The following is a 21556-nucleotide window of genomic DNA, read 5'->3' as shown; positions in this document are numbered from 1 at the left end:
CATGCCAGCCATGAAGAACTTTTTGATAGCACTTGCTTTGCTGGCCGGCAGCGTGCCGTTTCAGTGCGCCTTTGCAGCATCCCCGCCCAACGTCATCATCATCCTTGCCGATGATCTGGGCTTTGGCGATCTCGGTTGCTACGGTCATCCGCAAATCAAGACACCTCATCTGGACCACATGGCTGCGGAGGGAGTGCGCTTCACACAGTTCAACTGCCCCGCGCCTTTCTGCGCACCCACGCGCGCTGCGCTGATGACGGGGCGCTACCCTTTCCGCTGCGGCATGACGCAGAACCCCGCACCGGACGGCGGCGCTGCGGCGGATGCGCTGCATCTGCCGGAGAAGGAGATCACGCTGGCGCAGGTGCTGAAGTCTGCCGGCTACGCCACGGGCATGGTGGGAAAGTGGCACCTCGGGCACAAGCCGGGCTTTCTGCCCACGGAGCGCGGCTTTGATGAGTACTACGGCATCCCCTACTCCAATGACATGCGCCCCGTGCAGGTGCTGGAAAACACGCAGGTCATCGAATACCCCGTGGTGCAGGCCACGCTGACACGGCGCTACACGGAGCGTGCGCTGGGCTTCATTGAACGCAGCAAGGACCGGCCCTTTTTTCTGTATCTTGCCGAAGCCATGCCACACAAGCCGCTGGCGGCCTCCGAGGCCTTCTACAAGAAAAGCGGTGCGGGCCTCTATGGCGATGCCGTGGCAGAACTGGACTGGAGCGTGGGCCAGGTGCTGGCCAAACTCAAAGAGCTGGGCCTGGATGAGAACACGCTCGTGCTCTTCAGCAGCGACAATGGCGCGTGGTTTGGCGGCAGCAGCGGCGGTCTGCGCGGCATGAAGTCGGCGCAGTGGGAAGGCGGCTACCGGGTGCCCATGATCGCCCGCTGGCCGGGACACGTCCCCGCCGGACGGGTGAGCGATCAACTCGGCATCACGATGGATTTCTTTGCCACCGTGCTGGAGGTTACCGGCGCGAAGCTGCCGGATGACCGCGTGCTGGACGGCCGCAGCCTCATGCCGCTGCTGAAGGGCGAGGCGAAGTCACCGCATGAGTTCATCTTCGGCCACCTCAATTCCAAACTGGCCAACATCCGCGACGCACGCTGGAAGCTGCACGTGCTGCCCGCCACGCAGATCAAACTCAAGCCCGGAGAGGATGGAAAATGGCTGGACCCACGCGCACCAGATGGCGTCACCATTCTCGCCCCGTACGAGCAGTACAATCTCGACGCCTTCCCCGGCCTGAACACGGGCGGTGCGGCGGCCAAGATGCAGCTCTTTGATTTGCAAAACGACCCCGGCGAGCAGAATGATGTGGCTGCCCAGCATCCTGAAGAGGTGAAGCGCCTCATGTCCGCTTATGAAGCCATGAACAAGGAGGTGCCGGTCATCGATGAGGTGAAGCGCGCGCCGTACAAAAAGTGACCTCCCCGCCTCTTGCGCGCACTTTGCTTGAAAGAGCGGCGCGCGGCCCTCGTCCTCAAACTCCCGACCATGAAACTCGCCCTGACCCTTCTCTTTGCCCTGGCTGCGACCGCGATTGCAGATCTCGCAGGCAGCAAGCCGAACATCATCCTCATCATGACCGATGACCAGGGCTACGGCCAGATGGGCTGCGTGGGCCACCCCTGGTTGAAGACGCCGAATCTCGATGCGCTGCACAACAAGAGTCTGCGCTTCACCCGCTTCCTTGTGAGCCCCACCTGCTCTCCCACGCGCAGCGCCATCATGACGGGCCGCCCCGACTTGAAGAACGGCATCACGCACACCATCCTGGAGCGCGAGCGCATGACGCTGAAGGCCACGATCCTCCCGCAGGTGCTCAAAACGGCGGGCTACACCTCCGGCATTTTTGGCAAATGGCACCTGGGTGATGAGGACGCATACCAGCCCACTCAGCGTGGCTTTGACGAAGCCTTCATCCACGGCGCGGGCGGCATCGGCCAGGCCTATCCCTGCTCCTGTGCGGATGCGCCCAATAACACCTACATGGACCCCGTGGTCCGCCACAACGGCAGCTTTGTGAAAACGCACGGCTTCTGTACGGATGTCTTCTTCTCCGCCGCGCTCGGCTGGATGAAACAGAAGAAGGACAGCGGCAAACCCTTCTTTGTCTATCTCACCCCCAATGCCCCGCACGGCCCCTACATCGCTCCCGAGAAAAACGCCAGGCGCTTCACCGATCTCGGCTTTGGCAAAGATCAGGCCGGGTTCTATGGCATGATCGAAAACATCGACGAAAACATGGGCCGCCTCGCGGAGAAGCTGCAGGAGTGGGACCTGTACAAAAACACTGTCGTCATTTTCATGTCTGACAACGGCACCACTGGTGGCGGCCCGGGCGCCGCCATCGCCGGCAAGGAGATCGTGCCGGGCTATCCCTTCTTCAATGGCGACCAGGTGGGGATGAAGGGCTCCACCGATGAAGGCGGCGTGCGAGTGCCGTTCTTCATTCGCTGGGACGGCCACATCACCCCCGGCCGCGACATCAGCACCATCGCTGCGCACATCGATCTCCTGCCCACCTTTGCCGCGCTGGCCAGCGCCGAGCTGCCAAAGAACCAGGTGGACGGCCGGAACCTGCTGCCGCTGATCGAAGGCAAGGGAGGCAAGTGGGCGGATCGCTATCTCTTCACCCATGTGGCCCGCTGGCCCACGGGCACCGAGCCGGACACGCAGGAGTTCCTCAACTACGGTGTGCGCAATCAGCGCTTCCGCTTTGTGGGTCCGCGTCCGGGCCAGGGCAATCCGAAGAAGAAACAGCAGGCCGCCGCACAGCCCGGCAAAAGCGCGCTCTATGATCTCGAGGCAGACCCTTACCAGAAGACGGATGTCAGTGGCGACTACCCCGAGGTGGTGCAGCAAATGAAAGCCGCCTACGAGGCCTACTGGAAGGAGGCGCGCCCGCTCATGGTGAATGAAACCGCGCCCATGTCTCCCACGAAGCCCTACTTCGAAGCTTATGAGAAGCAGCAGAAGGCCGGGGGCATCCCAGACTGGACGCCGCCTTCGCTTTAAGCGGACACCATGCCGCCAAGACGCGGCTGATACGCACAGGCCGGATCCTCCGCGAAAGGATCCCCTGTGACGCAATACGCACGCGCTCGCGAGCCACCGCAGACGGTGCGGAACTCACAGCGCCCGCATTTGCCGCCGAGGGCGTTGTTGTCCCTCAGCGAAACAAAGAGCGGATGATGCCGGTAGATTTCCCCCGGATGCTCCTCACGCACATTGCCGCAGTCAAAGGGCAGGAAACCGCTCGGCGATACGACACCGGTGTGTGAGATGAACATGACCCCGCGCCCGTCCCGGATGCCCAGCGGCGAGCGCATGCCCGGGCGCTGCCTGCCGCCCGCGCCGTGTCTCTGAATCAGTACACGGCGGAAGTGGTGGCCCTCCGTGGTCTTGATGGCAAACGGCGCCTTGCCCACCAGCGAGGCCATGTCTTGAAACACATGCTCGATGTCCTGCGGGTCCGGCAGATCCGCGATGCCAGCCCGTCCGGTGGGAACCAGCAGAAAGACGCTCCACATGGCGGGCTTCAGTTCAAACATCAGCTGCTTGAAGGCCTCATACTCGCGCAGATTGCCACGAGTGAGTGTGGTGTTGATCTGCACGCTCAGATCCGCCGCATGCGCACGGTGCACTGCGGCGATGGTGCGGTTGAAGGTCCCATCCACTCCGCGAAACGCGTCATGCGTCTGCCGCGTGGCGCCGTCCAGACTCAAAGAGATGCGCTCCACGCCTGCCGCTTTGATTTCAGAAAAATCGGCATGCATCAGCCGTGCGGTCGCGGACGGGCTCAGGCCTACATGCAGCCCGGCTGCAGTCGCCTCCCGCACGAGGTCCAGGGCATCCGTGCGCATGAGCGGATCGCCTCCCGTAAGAATGAGCATCGGCGGTTTTAGCTCTGCCAGCTGGCGGATGAGCCGGCTGGACTCTTCACGGTTCAGTTCATCCGGATGCCGGTGCGGCTGTGCCTCGGCACGGCAATGCTTGCATGCGAGCGCACAAGACCGTGTGATCTCCCAAAAAACAAGAAACGGGCGCTCGTCAAAGCCATCGTAGGCCATCGACTCCACCTTGGACCATTGGGGATTGCTCAGCGCGGGATTCATGACTGAAGTAAACCAAAACTGCACGCCGCATTCCCATCTGCCCGTGTGGAATGCTGTGCTGATTTTGCGGCGAAACTATTCCTCATCCCGCTTCGCAAACCGCCGGCGGTGCCAGAGCAGCCAGAATACTGCCAGAAGCGCCCATGTCCCGGCGGCATAAATGTGATGTGACACCGTGGTGGAAGGCACCCATGCCGGGGTGGCGCGGGTGAGCGCCGCAAGCACTCCGAGGAAGATCAAAAACCGCACCCATTTGCTTTTCACAAAAAAACCATCGAGATCGCCACTGTGGCCGAACAGCACGCGGCTTCCCACGACGAGCATGAGCATGCCGAAGCCGCCGATGTACAGCAGGTGCTCCACGCTGGTGTGCTGTGCGTAGAAAAATCCGCTCAGCGCCAGACCGAGCCCGCCCAGGAGGAGCGCCCAGAACAAGCCCGAGGTAAGAGAGCCGCTTTGAAAGGTTTTCCATTTTACTTCCACCAGCAGATAACCCGCCGCCACGCATGCGCGAAGCGCATATCCCGCCTGCACCCAGCCGTGCACCTCGACGAAAAAGCTGAGCACCAGGAGCACTGCAGCCACCACCGCACGCCCCAGTTTGGCCCGGCTCTGCGCCGCAGTTTTAGGATCGCCAAAATCTCCACCGAGCATGCGCGGAAACACAAAGGCGCCGATGCCCAGTACCGGCGGCAGCAGCAACCCTTGGTAAAGCAGCAGATTCGCCAGACGCAGACGCTGCGCGTCCAGCAGCGTCGCATTCGACAGCAGCAGCGATGCCCCCGCGATTCCGCAGATCAATCCCGTGAGCGCCAGCAGCATCTGCGGCGGTGGCGCTTCTTTGCGGAATTTTGCCACGCGGAGCACCAGGCAAAGCAGCAGCGAACCGAGAAGCGCGATGAAGCAGACGTCTCCCCACACCATGTGCAGAGTGAGGTGAGCAATGCCGCAGGCCTGATGCAGCGCGAACAGCCAGATCAACTCCGCCGGCGTCAGCTTCGGCGCCGTGGCCATGCGCGGCCCCGCGGTCCCGAGAAAGCCCACCACAAACGCCGCGCCAAAGGCCTCGATCATGAGGCGCGCATGCACAAAGTTCGGATAAAAGCCGATCTGCTGCGCATAATACAGCGGCCACAACGCCACGCCTATGATGCTCCACACCGCCCCGCTGAAAAAGAACAGGCGGTAAGGCTCCGCCGCCAGCCAGCGCAGGCCATCACGCCGCGGCCCCGTGGCGCGGTGCTTCTTGTGTTTGCAGGCGGGAAAACTCACGGGAATGAAAAAGGGGTTCAGTGTTTCGTCAGCAGCTCGCGCACGGCATCAACGACCGGCTTGATGTCGCCCCCCAGCACTTCCTCCCGGTGGACGATCCGGCCGTTTTCATCCAGGACCGCGATGAGATTGCTGTGCGCGAAGAATCCGTCCACCTGCTGGTATTTGAAGTCCAGCGCCACCGCGGCCTGCTGCACGGTGTTCGTCGGGGCGGCCAGAAACTTCCAGTGCCCCGGGTTCATCTGATGGTCCTGCATGGTCGCCGCCATCTGGGCCGGGGTGTCAAATTCCGGATCGATCGAAAGGAAGACAAAGCCCGCCCGCTCCGCGTCCTGACCCAGGGCCTTTTCGATGCGCTTCATGTCTGACAAGATGCGCGGGCAGGCCGACTTGCAGCGCGTAAAGCCCATCGTGAGCACGCGCACCCCGCCGCGCAGGCTGCCTAGTGCCACCCGCTGATTATTTTGATCACGCCATTCACCCGGCAGCTCATAGATGGTGGTGAAGACTGCCGCAGGAATCTTGGCCACATCCGGCGTGATAGACCGCGCCGCACGAAACCCCAGCGTGCCCACGCAGTAGCCGCCCTTCAGGCTGCTGCGCAGCGCATAGCGCATGAAGGCCGCGTAATTGCCCACGTCCGTGGCCAGCAGGGAGCCCGCTCCGCAGAAAAGCTTCCGCTCCAATGAGCCGTCGCTGCGCGAGTCACCCATCAGCAGCGTCGCGTTGAAATCATAAACCCACTCCCAGACGAGGCCGTGCATCCCGCGCAAGCCGTACACATTTGCCACGCCGGTGTTCACATCCTCCAGCGCAGAGGTCGCAGGCTTTGAGTACCACTCCAGCAGCTGCCGCAGATAGTCCGGGTTCGTGCTCGCATCTGGCTGGGTGGCACTGGCACGCGCGGCAAATTCCCACTCATCCTGGGTGGGCAGCCGATTGCCCTGCGCTTCACACCAGGCCTTCGCGGCAAACCACGAAACATGCGTCACCGGGGCGTTGGCGGGCGCCCTCTCGCCGGGTTCCAGATCACCCGTCCACTGCGCGAGGTAGTTCTCATCCGCCAGAGAGCGATTTACCTGCGAGCGCCGCCATTCCGGATGCGCCTTCACAAACGAGAGAAACTCCGCGTTCGTCACCTGCGTCACATCCATGAAGAAGGGCTCCGTGTGGCGGATTTTCGCGTCCTTCGCATACAGCGGCTTGTAGTCGCCTCCGGGAATGTACACCATGCCCTGCGGCGGCCTCGGCGTCTCGGCGGCGGCCGTGCCCAGGACCAATGTCAGCCATGTGAGAAACGTTTTCATGCCTCACTGCGCTCCGGTGGGTGCTGCCGCGGGCGCGGTCGCCCGCACTTCCTTCACGGTTTCAGGCAGCACCTCGGTGCCGTTGTTGCCCCACTGGCTGTACACATACGTCAGCGCATTTGCCACCTGCTCGTCATTGAGCCCGAGCTGCGGCATGAGACTTTCATACGTCTCCCCGTTCACCGTGACCTTCCCCTGCAGGCCATGCAGCACGTTGCTGATCGCCCGCTTCGGATCGGCGTTCAGGTAGTCAGACTTTGCCAGCGGCGGGAAGGCTTTCGGAATCCCCTGCCCTTCCGGCTGGTGGCAGGCAAAGCAGACAGAGTTGTAGATGATCTTGCCGCGCGCGATGCGCTCCTCCTTGTTCGCCGCCGGTGGCGGCTGGGATGAGGCCTGCGGAATCGTCTGGACCGCTCCCCCTTCCAGCCGGTAGATGCGGTCATCCTGCTTACCGGAGTACACCACCTTGTTCTCCGCCCCCTCCACCTTGAGCATCCCGATCGCCCCCTTGTTGAACGCACGGAAGATGGAATGATCCACCAAGATGTAGGTGCCGGGAACTTCGAGGCCAAACTCCACGATGGTCGATCCGCCGGCCGGGATCATTGTGGTCTGCACATTGTGCTGTGCGGGCACGGCCCCGCCTTCGAGATACACGCTGTCGAAGATTTCACCGATGACATGAAACGATGATGTGAGGTTGGGTCCGGCATTGCCCACAAACAGGCGCACTTTCTCGCCGGCCTTCGCGGGCATCGCGTTGTCTCCGGCTACGGCGCCCACGGAACCGTTGAAGACCACGTAGTCCGCTTTCTCTGCCAGCGCCTTTTCCATGCTGAAGGGCTGCAGCCCCGCCTCGCCATAGGGCCCCTTGGTGTAAAACTCGGACTGCATGACATAGTACTCCCGGTCCACCTTCGGCAGCCCGCCGATCGGCTCCACCAGGATCAGTCCATACATGCCGTTGGCCACATGCATGCCCACCGGTGCCGTGGCGCAATGGTACACATACAGCCCCGGAATCAGCGCCTTGAACGAAAACACGGACTCATGGCCTGGGGCCGTAAAAGAGGCTGCCGCACCGCCGCCCGGACCCGTCACCGCGTGCAGGTCGATGTTGTGCGGCATCTTGCTGTCCGGCCGGTTCATGAGATGAAACTCCACCTCGTCGTTCTGGCGGATGCGTATGAACTTGCCCGGCACGCTGCCCCCAAAGGTCCAGAACGTGTAGTCCACGCCATCGGCCATGCGCTTCACCAGTTCCCGAACCTCCAGCTTCACGGCCACTTTCGTCGGATGATCCCGCGTGATCGGTGGCGGCACGTGTGGCGCATCTGTGAGCACCGCATCTTCACTGCCGGAGAGCGGCTGGTCCGGCGCCTGCGCGGGATCACGCGCCGTGTCTGCCGCAGCCTTCGACAGTGCCGCCATTTCTTTAACAAGCGTTTCCTGCGACTGCTTTTCATTCGGGCTCAGCCCGCGGTCACCGCATTGCGTGAGCAAAACGGCGGCAAGTGCGGGCAGGATGCGGGCGGTGTTTCGGATCATGAGGCTGCTTCGGCTTGGGATTGCGGTTGGTAGCGTGCATAGCGCGCGCGTTGCTCGGGAGTGAGGTTGGCGGGATCAAAGCGGGGATCCGGCACCTGGTTGATGCGCGCATAAATCACATTGGCCATGTCGGCCGCGCAGTTCTTGATGTGCTCAGCACGCTCTCCTGCAAAGAGATCGTCCACCGTGGCCCGGAAGAGCTGCAGCCAGTGGTCAAACTGCGCACGTCCCATTTCCGTCTGCGGCACCAGCCTGGCATGCGCGGCAATCGGGTTTCCGGTAAAGCCCCCGGTGCGGAAGAGCACCGTCTCCCAAAAGGCGTACATCTTTGGCAGATGCACGGTCCAGTTCGTCTGCGCGATGTCGTTGAAGATGAATCCCAGCACCTCGTCCGCGCGGATGCGGTCGTAGAAGGTGTTCACCAGTGTTTCGATTTCAGCGCGGCCGCTGATGTCCGGTTTGCTCTCAAACATGTATTCATTATGCAACATTAACATCGGCTGTCGCTCCTCGGTTTGTGCTTCCTTGTGCGTGGGAATTGCTGCGCCAGCACCGCGCAAGCCACGCACATCTCTGCGCAGGATCGGCGCATTGATGTATTATCAATGCAACTTATTAAATGGTCCAATCCAACCATGAAACTCATCCTCACCTCTCTTGCCACCATCACCGCTGTCATGACCCTCCTGGTCAATGCCGCCATGGCGATCGATCCCGCAGCCGTTGCCACCGAGACCGCCGCCAATACCATCTGCCCTATCACCGGCAAGCCGGTCGACCCTGCCATAACCGCCGAGTATGAAGGCCGGAAGTGGGCCTTCGCGAAGGAAGCCTGCAAAACCAAATGGCTCAAGGCCCGCGAAGACAGCCTGTATCAAAAACTCGGTGGCAAGGCCGCCATGAACGCTGCGGTGGACGCCTTCTACGTGAAGGTGCTGGCAGATGACCGCGTGAAGCACTTCTTTGACAACGTGAGCATGGACAAGCAGCGCCGGAAGCAGAAGGAATTTCTCAGCGCAGCTTTTGGCGGACCTTTGCCCTGGACGGGCAAGGACATGCGCAAAGCTCACGAAGGCATGGGTCTGACCGAGGAGCACTTCAACGCCATCGCCGAAAATCTGGTGAACACCCTGAAGGATCTCAAGATCAAGCAGGAGCTTATTGACCAGGTCGTGGCCGTCGCCCTCACCACCAAGGACGATGTGCTCGGCCGTCCAAAGAAGGCCAACTGAGAGCCGGCCATCTCTCGTTGACCCAAACATCGCCGCAGTAAGCGCCGGGAGTCGCTTGCTGCGGCGTTTTAGTTTGCCGAAAAAAGATGCTGAATCGAGTGCGTGGGAGCGTTTGATCTCCCGCCATGAGGTATTCTTTTCTTTTCACTGCCGCAGTTTGCTTCGTCACATCGCTTCACGCCGAAAAGTTCGGCCCCTGGGATCTTGATGCGCTCAAAAGCAATGTGCCTGCCATGAAGTGGGTGCGGCAGGATCAGCCGATCCATTCCCTGACCTATGCCGGAGAGAAATATCAGGGAAAGGACACCGAAGTTTTCGCCTTCTATGCCTCTCCCATCACGCTGGGAGAGGCGAAGCCGGGAACGAAGTTTCCAGGAGTGGTGCTCATCCACGGCGGCGGTGGCACAGCCTTCGCAGACTGGGTGCACCTCTGGGCCAAGCGCGGCTACGCGGCCATCGCCATGGATCTAAACGGCTCGCGTCCGCCCGAGGTGGAGCTTGATCCGAAAACCGGCATGGCCATCGGCAACGGCCATCGCGGCGTGCGCACGCGCCTGCCCAATGGCGGCCCGGCGCACGGTCATCCGGAAAAGTTTGACTGCATTCTCACCCCGGACACCAGCGATGACTGGCCTTTCCACGCCGCCGCCAGCGTGATGCGCGCGCACTCCCTGCTGCGCAGTCTCCCGGAGGTGGAGGCAGAGCACACCGCCGTCACGGGCATCAGCTGGGGTGGCTACACCACCTGCCTCGTCGCTTCACTCGATGACCGCTTCAAGGCCGCCGTGCCCGTCTATGGCTGCGGCTTCCTGCATGAGGGCGAGTCCGTGCAGAAGCCCAGCATCGACAAGCTCGACGCCGAACACCGCGCCCTGTGGGTGAAGGAATACGACCCCGGCAGCCTGCTGCCACGCTGCCGTGTGCCCATCCTCTTTGTCAACGGCACCAATGACGTCCACTACGTGCTGGACAGCTACATGAAGAGCTACAACGTGGTGCCTGGAGAAAAGCACATCCGCATCCAGGTGAAGATGCCGCATGGCCATCCGCCCGGATGGGCGCCGCAGGAGATCGGGCTTTTCATCGACTCCAAGTGTCGTGGGGGAGATTCCCTGCCGAACCCCGCGGCACCGGTTGTCTCCGGAGAAAAGGTGACCGTCAGCTGCGAAAGCAAGCTGCCTCTGAAGAAAGCCGAGCTCAACTACACCACCGACACGGGCCTGCGCTCCAAGCGCGAATGGAAGACCGTCCCCGCTACCATTGAAGGCCGCACCATCACCGCTCCGAAACCACCTGCCGAGGCCAACACCTGGTACCTCAGCGTCACCGATGATCGCGATGCCATGGTCAGCACGGTGGTGGAGTTTGCCAAATAGTGCGCCCCACTTACATGCCCGCTCCCGCCCACTCCACAAACCGCCTCGTCTCCATCGACGCCCTGCGCGGTTTTGACATGCTCATGATCGCCGGGGCGGGGCAGGTCATCCATCAGTTGCAGGGAAAGACCGGCCTGCCGTGGGTGGACACGGCGGCGGCGCAGTTCACGCATCCCGCGTGGTTCGGCTTCACTTTTTATGACTGCATCTTCCCGCTCTTTCTGTTTCTCGCGGGAGTGTCCATTCCGTTTTCACTGGGCAAGGCCATCGCGCAAGGAACGCCAAAGAGCGAGCTCTACAAGAAGGCCTTCGTCCGCCTGCTCATCCTTGCAGCGCTCGGATTTCTGGACAAAAACGCGCCCATCCCTTTCTTTGACCCGCACCACATGCGCCTGGGCAGCGTGCTGGGACGCATCGGCCTGGCGGGGTTTGTGAGCGTGGTGCTGTATTTGAATTTCAGCTCGATGAAGCGGCTCTGCATCGCGGGCGGCATCCTGCTGGCCTACTACGCCGCGCTCTTTCTCATCCCGGTGCCCGGCTTCGGCGCGGGGAATCTCACTTTCGAAGGTAACCTCGTCGGCTGGTTTGACCGCAGCTTCCTGCCCGGCCGCCTGCTGCAAGGGACGTATGACGAGCTGGGCCTGCTCACGCAGTTCCCCGCCATGTGCCTGACGATCTTCGGCGTGTTAGCCGGGGAGCTGCTGAAAAACGCCGCGAGCTCCCCGGCGGCGAAGTTCCGCCAGCTCCTTCTTGCGGGAGCCGGCTGCCTCGCGCTCGGCTTGCTCTGGAGCCTGCACTTCCCCATCGCCAAGCGCCTTTGGACCAGCTCCTTCATCCTCGTCACCACCGGCATCTCCTTCACCCTGCTCGCGGCGTTTTATGCCATCATCGACCTCATGAGCTTCAGGCGCTGGGCCTTTCCGCTGGTGGTCGTGGGCATGAACAGCCTGACCATCTACATGGTGTACCACTTCGTGGACTTCGGCCATACTTCCAAACTGCTCTTCAACGGACTCTACCAGCCGCTGGATCCGAAATGGCATGGCGTGCTGGAAAGCACGGGCGCACTGCTGCTGGTGTGGCTCTTCCTCTACGCTCTCTACCGGCGGCAGATCTTCTTCAAGGCCTGATGCAGGCGAAGCCAGTGCACACTCCCTGCGAACGATGAACCCAAAAAACAAGAAACGGAAAAAGCCTGCCGTCATCACCGTGGCCAGCATGCTGCGAAAGCATTTCCGCATCGGCGAACTGCACCGCCTGAGCACAGCCTCCCGCTCCTTTCCCGTTACGGCGCGGATCGACCTGCAAAGCGCACTGCTCAGCATCATCACCAGGCGCTGCGGCATCGCGCACCAGTCGGGCGTGCAGGCGGGTTATGCCTACCAGACCTTTACCTTCAGCATGCTGTCTGTGGACCGCGATCACGCGGCCATCATAGCGCCGCTGGAGTATGAAGATGTGGATGTTGGCGAGGCGATCCCCGTGCGCTGCCTCAAATCCACCCTGTGGCTCTGCACCATGGAGGGTGCGCGCATCGCCCTGCTGCTCACGCCGATTCTTGGTCATGGCCAGATCAGCGGCTGGCAGGTGGAGATCGCCCAGGTGCCGCAGAAAGGCGCTGAAGACTACAGCGCCGTCATCCTCGCGGAGCTGGAGCATCTCATCAGCCAGGCGCAGTCTTACCGCGGCAAAGTCATCTCTCTGGAGCAGCGGGACAACTACTCTGGAAAAGCCGCCAGCGTGCGGGTGCACAAGCTGCGCAGCGTGACTCGCGAGCAGGTCATCCTGCCAGGCAAAACGCTGCGGCTGCTGGAGCAGAACGTCACCGAATTCATTGGCCAGCGGGACCAGCTCCAGGCCCTGGGCATGAGCATCAAGAAGGGTCTGCTTTTGTACGGACCGCCCGGCACCGGGAAGACGCACACCATTCACTACCTGGCCAGCCAGCTGCCGGAGCATACCACGCTGCTCATCACCGCGGACCAGGTGGGAATGCTGGATGAGTACATGCAGCTGGCGCGCTTTCTGCAGCCGGCCATGGTCGTGCTGGAGGATGTGGACCTCATCGCCCGTGCGCGCACCTCCATGCGCAATCCGTGCGAGGAAAGCCTGCTCAACAAACTGCTCAATGAAATGGACGGCCTGCGGGAGGATGCCGCGCTGCTTTTTGTGCTGACCACCAACCGCCCGCAGGAGCTGGAGGCCGCACTGGCCGCGCGCCCGGGGCGCGTGGATCAGGCCATCGAGTTTCCGCTGCCAGATGCGGAGGGCCGCGCCAAGCTGGTAAAGCTCTATGCCGGCGGTCTTGAACTGAATGACAAGGTGACCACGCTGATCGTCCGCAAGACGCAGAATGCCAGCGCCGCCTTCATCAAAGAACTCATGCGCCGTGCGGCCCAGGTGATGCTGCGCTCCGGCACTGGCAAAAAGCTGCACCTGCCGGAAGTCGAAGCGGCACTCGATGAAATGCTCTTTTCCGGCGGCAGTCTGAACGCAAAGCTCCTGGGTGGTGCGGCAGGCGCGGGCTGATCTCGAATGATGCATGATCGGCTCCAAGATGCGGCGATTCACAGCGTATGCTGATTTATGACCGCGAAACTCACGCTGCTCACGGCGCTCCTGGCCTGCCTCATTTCCCCGGCGGCGGAAGTCCCGCCGGTGATCGAAGTCGAAGGCCAGCCGCTGGCGGCCAATGCGCGGCGCGTCATGCAGGCGCTGGAGTTTTTCGGCAGGCCGCTCGACGCAGAGTTGCGTGAGAAATTGCAGGCCGCCATCTCCGCGCGTGATGGAGCAGCAGTGCAGGCACTCCTGGATCCGCAGGTGCTCTGCGTGGTGGACATCAATCCCGAATCCCGTGTCAAAGCGCAGCGTGGCCCGGCAGCGGCGCTCGTACAGCAGGCAGGCCACACGCCCGTGCTCATCAAGGTGGTAAATCACGCCGCCAGCGTGGCCAGTCTGCGTCTCAGCAGCCCTCAGGCCGGGCCTTCATATGCAGGTGTGGCCAAACTCACGATGGAGCGCGAGAGGCAGACGCATCTGCGTGAAAACGAGAATACGCAGGGCGCAGACCGTTTCCTGGAAGTGAGCATGTCCGATGCGCCGCCGATGACCGCCCACCTTAGCGGGCTGGAGGTGGAGTACGCGCTCGCTCTCATCTACTCCAGCGAGGCAGGCAAACGGGAGGCCACACTCGCCTTCGATATCGGCCAGGGCACGCAGGATCTCGGCTTTCGTGCGGAGGTGCCGGTGCTGCTGGACATCTCTCCCGCAGTGACGGTGAAGCTGGAGGTGAAAGACTACGATGGCAGCGACACCACGGCGCGGCTGACTTTCACCAATGCGCAGGGGCAGGTCTTTCCGCCGCAGGCGCGCCGGCTGGCACCGGATTTCTTTTTTCAAAAGCACCTGTACCGCCCCAGCGGCAGCACCGTGTTACTGCCACCGGGAGAGTTCACCATGGAGGCCTCCCGTGGCCCGGAGTACCGCACTGTAAAGACCAAGGTGGCGATTCCTTCCGCGAAGGAAATCACGCTGCCGGTGAAGCTTGAGCGCTGGATTCATGCGGCAGATTTCGGCTGCTATAGCGGCGATCACCACATCCACGCCGCCGGCTGCGCGCACTACACCTCGCCCTCCGAGGGCATGCGGCCGGAGCACATGTTTCAGCAGGTGAAGGGCGAGGGGCTGAACGTCGGCTGCGTGCTTGCGTGGGGTTACTGCTTCGACTATCAGCGCCAGTTTTTCGGCCCGCAGGTGGACCTGCTCAGCGAGCCGCTGACGCAGATGAAGTACGACATGGAGGTTAGCGGCTTCGGCTCCGCGGCTCTGGGACATGTGTGCCTGCTCAATTTGCGAGAGCTTGTGTATCCCGGTGCAGAGGGCATCAAAGGCTGGCCCACCTGGACGCTGCCCGCCCTGCGCTGGACGAAGCAGCAGGGCGGCTTCACCGGGTATCCGCACTCTGGCAGCGGCATGCAGGTGAACTCCGCCACTGCCTCAAAGCGTCTGCTCGATCTCTACGATTCCAGCAAGGATGCGCGGCTCACGGCTGCAGAAGCACAGGAGGTGCTGCTCCCGGAAGCGTTTGAAAAGATCGATGCCGACCACGATGGCGGGGTAAATGAGGCCGAGCTGGTGAGCAGTCATGAGCGCGTGCTCGATGCGCTGCCCAACGTCGCCATTCCCGATGCGGGCGGGCATGAGATCTTTGTGACCACCGCGCATGGCGTCTGCGATTTCATCAGCGCCATGGACACTGCGCGCCTGCTGGAGTGGAACGCCTGGTACCATCTCATGAACTGCGGCTTTCCTCTCAAGGCCGCCGGCGAGACCGACTTTCCCTGCATGAGCGGCACCCGTGTGGGCCAGGGCCGCACGTATGTGAAGCTCGGCAAAGTGGAGCGCATCGATTTCAAGAAGTGGTGCGAGGGTCTCGCCCAGGGCCGCAGCTATGTGAGCGATGGCTACGCACACGCGCTCGATTTCACCGTCGCTGACCAGCACTCCGGCGACGAGGTGCGCCTCACTCAGCCGGGCCGAGTGGAGGTGCGCGTGAAGGCAGCCTTCAGCTCCGAGACCCCGCTGGAGATCGCCTACGGCGGCGCGCTGCCCGTCGCAGGTGCACGTCTCACCGGCGATACCGTGAACTACCACGACGCCACCACCGGGCAGCCGTATGCTGGTGGCAAACGCAGGGTGGAACTCATCGTCAACGGCCTTCCCGTGGCCGTGCGCGAGGTGCCTGCGGACGATCAGGTGCATGAGATCGCCTTCAGCGCAGACATCCACCGCAGCAGCTGGGTGGCCGTACGCCAGTTTCCGCAGATGCATACAAATCCGGTGAATGTCATCGTCGCTGGCCAGCCCATCCGCGCCTCCCGTCGCAGCGCGCAGTGGTGCCTTGCCTGCATTGAGCAGCTCTGGCGAGTCCGCGAAAAAAACATCTCCCCCGCAGAGCGTGACGCAGCCCGCCGCGCCTACGAGGAGGCCAAGGAAATGTATCGCCGCATCGCGAAAGAGTCCCCTGAGGGGAGCTGAGTGAAAAATCGATGATGGGTGCGGCCTTTGAACGACGTTGCAGCACTCTCATGAAACGAAAGATCTCCCGACGCACCGGATTGAAATTGATGACGGCAGGCACGCTAATGGGCCTCGGCGCACGGGGAGGTGCGTCTGCAGGTACAGCTCCGCTGCCCACCCGCGATGGATGGGACACAACGCATGACCGCGTTTTTCTAGGGGGGGCGTTCTGGGCCAATCCCATGGAAGACTGGTGCGTAAGCGAGGGCGGTGCGGAGTGCCTCAGCATGGGCGGCGGACGCAGCGTGCACTCGCTGACACATCAGGTGACACAGAATGGTGCATTCACCATGAGCGTGCTGCTGACACGACTGGAGACTGGCAAGACCGACGGGGGCGCGGGTTTCCGCATCGGCATTCGCAGCGAGATCAACGAATACCGCAGCAACTGCTTCGTGCAGAAAGGCATCAACGCCGGATGGCAGGGCGACCAACTCCTTCTGGGACCGAAGAATGTGCCGCTCAAAGATGGCAGTGCGCTGAAGCAGGTGCGGCTGACACTGGAAGGCAGGCCCGAGGGCGCTCAGAGCGTGCTGACTCTCACAGCACGTGCTGTGGATTCCGACACAGTCTTAGCAGCGCTCTCGCATGAGTTCGGTGCGGATGCAATTCTCGGGAATGTTTCGATCGCCAACAACTTTGCCGCTGGCGCGGTGGCCGGAGCCAAAAAGAACAGCAATAACGGCAAGGCCAAGGCGGGCGCAGCAGGTGCAGGCCGCTACCGGTTTCAAAACTGGTCGCTGCATGGCGCTGCCTTCAAGGTGTCGCAGGAGAATAGCTTCGGCCCGATCCTGTGGTCCATGTATTCGCTGAGCGACTCACGCACAGACGAGGGCTTTGTGATGAAGCTCAGCGTGCTGACGGCCCCCTTGGGAGCAAAGGATGCGAAAGTCGTCTCACTGCTGGTGCAGGAGGGAGGCCGATGGAAATCGCTCGGCAAAGCAGAGCTTGATCCTGATGCGTGGGTGGCGACCTTCCGCATCCCCAAATGGAATGCAAAGCAGGCCACGCCCTACAAGGTGGTGTACCAGGAGTTCCCAAAGGTGGGCATGCATGCAATCACGCATGAGTGGGAAGGCATCATCAAGGCTAATCCTGAAGGCCGCCCGCTGCGCATGGCGGCGCTGACTTGTCAGAACGACTACGGCTTCCCTTATGCACCCGTGGCGGAGAACCTGCTCAAGCTTGATCCCGACCTCGTCTTTTTCTCCGGTGACCAGATCTATGAAAACCACGGCGGCTTCGGCATCATCCGCGAGCCCGCAGAGCGCGCCATTCTGAACTACCTGCGCAAATTCTACCAGCACGGCTGGGCCTTCCGCGAAGTGATGCGCAATGCCCCCACGCTCTGCCTGCCGGATGATCACGATGTCTTCCATGGCAACATCTGGGGTGAAGGAGGCATGAAGATGCGCGCCGGAGGCGACACATCCTCAGACGGCGGCTACATTGAGCCCGCGAAAATGGTCAACGTGGTGCACAAGACAAACGTGGCGCACCATCCGGATGCGTATGATCCCAAGCCCGTGCTGCAGGACATCAGTGTGTACTACGGAGACATGGTTTACGGCGGCGTAAGCTTCGCGATCATTGCCGACCGCCAGTGGAAAAGCGGACCGCAGCACGTGCAGACCGGCGCTGGACGCGGTGATCATGTGGAGGACGCCAACTTCGACACCTCCACGCTCGACAAGCCGGGCCTTGTCCTGCTGGGAGAGCGGCAGGAGGAGTTTCTCAAAAAGTGGGCGCAGGACTGGCGCGGGCACACGCTCAAGGCCGTGCTGAGCCAGACGGTGTTTGCGAATGTGGCGACACATCATGGTGGGCCGGATGGCTATCTGAAGGCTGATCTCGATTCCGGTGGCTGGCCGCAGACCCCGCGCAATCGGGCGGTGGAAATTATGCGCCCCTCCATGGCGCTGCACATCAATGGCGACCAGCATCTCACCACGCTGACGCAGTATGGCGTGGACAAGCAGCGCGACAGCAACTGGTCCTTCTGCACGCCCGCCATTTCCGCCGGTTATCCCCGCTGGTGGCTGCCGGATGAAATCAAGATGCCCCACGAAAACCGCCCCAAGCATGGCCTGCCGGACACGGGAGAGTACGTCGACGGCCTGGGCAACAAGGCCTACGTCTATGCCGTGGGCAATCCCGTCGTGGGCCAGGCCCCGAACCGCTACGAGAAGGCGCACGAGAAAGGGAGCGGCTTCGGTTTCATCACCTTCGACACCGAAAAGAAAACCTATTACATCGAATCCTTCCGCTTTCTCATTGATGTGAAAGACGGGAAGGCGGCCAACCAGTTCCCGGGGTGGCCGTTAACCATCCACCAGAAAGAAAACCGCGGTGAGAATGTGATCGCCTGACACCCCGCTTCAATCACTCTTACGTTGGGAACGCCGCGTCGCGCGGGCGCTCGATTGCTGCATCTTTTTGTGAACCCATCCACGATATCGAATCCATGAAGACTGTCGTTGCCATCTTCCTGACACTCACGTCTCTCACTGCCGCAGAAAACGTCCTCGTCGAAAACGGCCAGCCGCGAGCGGAGATCATCATTGCAGAAACTCCCACCCGCATGCAGCGGCTGGCGGCGCATGAGTTTCGCGCGAACATCGAAAAGATCAGCGGAGCCCGCCTGTCAATTCTCACGCGGCCCAGCGGCAAGGCGCTGAAGATTTTCATCGGCGCCAGCGCGTTCAATCCCGTGAAGGCAGACGGACTGAAAGATGGCGCGTACCGCATGCAGTCCGGTGCGGACTGGCTGGCGTTGGTGGGAGATGACGCGGACTTCGTGCCCACGGAACCGTGGGCGAAAAACAATGGCGACATCCCCCGCGCGCAGGCGGAGTTTGAGAAGATCGTGGGCGCTCCTTACGGCATGCCGAACCGCGGTTTGTATAAAAACAAACTGCGCCTGCCCGGAGACACCGGCAAGCCGGAGGGCGCCACCACCGCGAAGAATGAAACACTGGAGATCTGGGGCCTGGACGAGCACGGCAGCTTCAATGCAGTGACCGCGTTTTTCCACCGCCTGGGTGCACGCTGGTACCTGCCGGGAGAACTCGGTGAAGTGATGCCTGCCATGAAGACCATCCCCCTGCCGAAAGTGGATGAGACGGTGCAGCCGGACTTCCCGCTGCGGCAGTTTAACTTCCGCTTCGCCACCGCCGGCCATGACACCGCCCTGTGGACGCTGCACCTGGGCATGCGCAATGATGACCGCTGGCTCATCGCCCATGGCCTGGATGGCATGACGGGAAATGACGCCACCTTTGCCGCGCATCCGGAGTGGTTCGCGCTCTATGGTGGCAAGCGCGACTACCGGCCCGGAGACAGCAAGAACCAGCTCTGCTACTCCAATGAAGAACTCTTCCGCGAGACCGTGCGCTACGCCCGCGCCCTGCTGGACACCTACCCGCTCAAGTCCGTCTCCATCATGCCGCCAGACGGCTACACCTCCATCTGCCAGTGTGAGAAGTGCAAAGGCAAAGACTCCCCCGAGCGCAATGAGCGCGGCCTGCTGAGCGACTACGTGTGGGACTTCGTGAACCGCGTGGCGAAGGAGATCGCAAAGACGCATCCCGCCGCGAAGGTGCTGAACTGTGCCTACGGCACCTACAGCCTGCCGCCGCTGAAGATCGACAAGCTGGAGCCCAACGTGCTCGTCTGCATTGTGGGCGGACGCCGTCCCATGAACCGCGCCGATGGCCGAAATGCTGGTGAAACGGCGCCCGAAGCCCTGCGTGCGGCCTGGCTGAAGAAGACGGACAACCCGCTCCTCAATTTCGAGAACTACCCCTTCACCGACCGCGGGTGGTATCTGCCCTTCTTTGCCCCCCATGCCATTGGGGACTCTGTCAATGCCACCAAGGGCATCTCCCAGGGAGAAGACATCTGGCTCTCCGCGCGGCAGGATTTCGACAAGGTGGGCATCGGCTTCAATCACTTCCAGGTCTATTTCACCGCACGCATGTACTGGGGTGGAAAGAATGCCGATGTGGACGCCTTGTTCCGCGAGTATTGCACGCTCTTCTACGGACCGGCCGCTCAGGAGATGCAGGACTTCTTCAGCTACTCCGAAGCCCACTGGAGCCAGATGGAGGAGGACAAGGCGCAGGCAGAGGCCGCTCTGGCGCTCTTTGCGAAAGCGCAGGCAAAGGCAGACGCCGCCAGCGTGTATGGAAGGCGCATCGCCCTCATCGATGACTTTCTCAAAGGCCTGCGCATGAAGTGCCAGCAGCTCGCGCAGCAGCGCGGACCGGTGCCGATTGTGCGGCTCGTCGACGATGCCGAGGACATCGTCATCGATGGCAGGCTCGACGATGCCTACTGGCAGCACTGCCCCACGGCGGCGAGCGGAAAACTCAGCGAACTGCAGACCGGTCGTGTGCCGACTTTTGGGACCACCTTCAAGACCGGCTGGCGCGGGAACAGCCTCTACTTTGCCATCCGCTGCGATGAACGGCCTGGCGACAAGCCAAACATCACCACCACGCGCAACGGTGACCAGGCGCTGTGGCATGGCGATGCCGTGGAGATCGAGCTGGCCACAGAAACGCACTCCTATTATCAGATCGCCGTCAGCCCGGCGGGCCACGTCGTGGATCTGGACCGCGGCGCCTCGCGGGACCGCTGGTTTGAGTGGGATTCCAAAGCCGAAGTGGCCACTCACATTGCAGATGATCACTGGACGGTGGAGGTCCGCATTCCCGTAACGCAGGATGAGAACGACCCGCTGCACCAGGTCATCGGCCGCCAGCCCACGCCGAGCCTGCCGTGGCACATCAACATCTGCCGCCAACGCATTCGCGAAGATGGCCGGGAACTCAGCGCCCTCTCCCCCACCGGCACGGAGGGTTTTCATGAGCCGATGAAGTTCGCGCATTTTTACCACGGGAACTCGCGTGCGTTTCCGGAAGATCCCACCGTCACGGACTTTGCACTCGGTTTCCGTGATGCCACGCAGAAGCGCAAGCCTGAAGGATTCCTGACGCTGGCGGAGGGAAAGGTGAATGACTTCCAAAAAGCCGCCGCGCTGGAGCAGGCGGCGCTTTACAGCCGCAAGGAGGCCGGGCCGATCATCGAGCGCATTCCTGTGGAGGCGGTGAGGAAGACCGCGCAGATGCAATACCTCCTCACGATGGGCAAGGCGCCGGAGATCATCGCGCAGTTTGCGGGAGAGGACTTTAACAAGTGGCCCTTCTGGAAGCGCGGCGCGGGTCAGCACCTTCGTGGCTTTGCCTATTCCATCCTCAAGCAGGGAGACAAGGCCGAGGCGGACCTCAGCGCGGCGCTGCCCTGGACCAGCGAGCCCCGTGCGCGGGATGCGATCCTGCTGGCGCAGGCACAGAACCGGGAGCGCAACCTGAACAAAGATGAGCAGGCGCTGGCGGCGTATCAGGAGATTGTGACCGGCCGCGCACGCATCGGCGGTGCGGATGAATACGCCGCGCTGCAGGGCATTGCCCGTATTCTGACGCGGCAGCGCAAGTATGAGGACGCCATGGCCGCCTTGAACCGCGCCGAGCCGGAAAAGCTGACCGGCGTCTGGCGGGACAACATCCTGAAATCCATCGCTGAAGTGCAGAAGGCGCGGACGCAGTGATTCAAA

The 21556-nt window shown here is 62.0% G+C and carries 14 protein-coding genes; 9 read left to right on the top strand and 5 right to left on the bottom strand.

The features are described 5' to 3' along the window. Positions 1-10: 10 nt before the first annotated feature. A complete protein-coding gene (locus ACILSO_RS24550; protein WP_395740118.1) occupies positions 11-1432 on the top strand; it encodes a sulfatase in 1422 nt (473 codons plus the stop codon). A gap of 69 nt (positions 1433-1501) precedes the next feature. Continuing rightward, entirely contained in the window at positions 1502-3025 is a 1524-nt protein-coding gene (locus tag ACILSO_RS24545; protein WP_395740117.1) for an arylsulfatase, read from the top strand. On the opposite strand, the gene ACILSO_RS24540 is transcribed toward ACILSO_RS24545, so the two are convergent. The 5 genes from ACILSO_RS24540 to ACILSO_RS24520 form a co-directional block, all read right to left on the bottom strand. Further along, positions 3022-4125 (bottom strand): radical SAM protein, encoded by a 1104-nt coding sequence (locus ACILSO_RS24540; protein WP_395740116.1) that lies wholly within the window; start codon positions 4123-4125, stop codon positions 3022-3024. The genes ACILSO_RS24545 and ACILSO_RS24540 overlap by 4 nt on opposite strands. A gap of 75 nt (positions 4126-4200) precedes the next feature. Then, the gene (locus ACILSO_RS24535) at positions 4201-5397 is read right to left on the bottom strand and encodes an NnrS family protein (RefSeq protein ID WP_395740115.1); all 1197 of its coding nucleotides are present in this window, start codon (positions 5395-5397) and stop codon (positions 4201-4203) included. A gap of 17 nt (positions 5398-5414) precedes the next feature. Next, positions 5415-6704, bottom strand: coding sequence for an SUMF1/EgtB/PvdO family nonheme iron enzyme (locus ACILSO_RS24530; RefSeq protein ID WP_395740114.1), 1290 nt, complete (start codon positions 6702-6704; stop codon positions 5415-5417). Between the two features lie 3 nt (positions 6705-6707). Then, entirely contained in the window at positions 6708-8252 is a 1545-nt protein-coding gene (gene nirK, locus ACILSO_RS24525) for a copper-containing nitrite reductase (protein WP_395740113.1), read from the bottom strand. Then, a complete protein-coding gene (locus ACILSO_RS24520) occupies positions 8249-8725 on the bottom strand; it encodes a group III truncated hemoglobin (protein WP_395740112.1) in 477 nt (158 codons plus the stop codon). Before ACILSO_RS24520 ends, nirK begins: the two co-directional genes overlap by 4 nt. 162 nt (positions 8726-8887) lie before the next feature. On the opposite strand from ACILSO_RS24520, the gene ACILSO_RS24515 reads away from it, so the two are divergent. The 7 genes from ACILSO_RS24515 (at position 8888) to ACILSO_RS24485 (ending at position 21550) form a co-directional block, all read left to right on the top strand. Further along, a complete protein-coding gene (locus tag ACILSO_RS24515) occupies positions 8888-9484 on the top strand; it encodes a hypothetical protein (protein WP_395740111.1) in 597 nt (198 codons plus the stop codon). 125 nt (positions 9485-9609) lie between these two features. Then, positions 9610-10860: an alpha/beta hydrolase family protein gene (locus tag ACILSO_RS24510; protein WP_395740110.1), complete on the top strand. Its 1251-nt coding sequence runs from the start codon at positions 9610-9612 to the stop codon at positions 10858-10860. Between the two features lie 14 nt (positions 10861-10874). Further along, on the top strand, positions 10875-11990 hold the full coding sequence (locus ACILSO_RS24505; protein WP_395740109.1) for an acyltransferase family protein: 1116 nt from the start codon (positions 10875-10877) through the stop codon (positions 11988-11990). A gap of 34 nt (positions 11991-12024) precedes the next feature. Continuing rightward, on the top strand, positions 12025-13389 hold the full coding sequence (locus tag ACILSO_RS24500) for an AAA family ATPase (protein ID WP_395740108.1): 1365 nt from the start codon (positions 12025-12027) through the stop codon (positions 13387-13389). 57 nt (positions 13390-13446) lie between these two features. After that, positions 13447-15897: a CehA/McbA family metallohydrolase gene (locus ACILSO_RS24495; protein ID WP_395740107.1), complete on the top strand. Its 2451-nt coding sequence runs from the start codon at positions 13447-13449 to the stop codon at positions 15895-15897. Between the two features lie 50 nt (positions 15898-15947). Next, positions 15948-18308 carry an alkaline phosphatase D family protein gene (locus ACILSO_RS24490; protein ID WP_395740106.1) on the top strand — a complete coding sequence of 787 codons (2361 nt, stop codon included), beginning with the start codon at positions 15948-15950 and terminating at the stop codon, positions 18306-18308. A 95-nt stretch (positions 18309-18403) separates the two neighbouring features. Then, a complete protein-coding gene (locus ACILSO_RS24485) occupies positions 18404-21550 on the top strand; it encodes a DUF4838 domain-containing protein (protein WP_395740105.1) in 3147 nt (1048 codons plus the stop codon). Positions 21551-21556 lie beyond the last annotated feature (6 nt).

It is taken from the genome of Prosthecobacter sp. (assembly GCF_044226605.1).
Taxonomy (GTDB): Bacteria; Verrucomicrobiota; Verrucomicrobiia; order Verrucomicrobiales; family Verrucomicrobiaceae; genus Prosthecobacter.
Note: the sequence above shows the minus strand (reverse complement) of the source record. Positions and strands in the feature narration are given on the sequence as shown.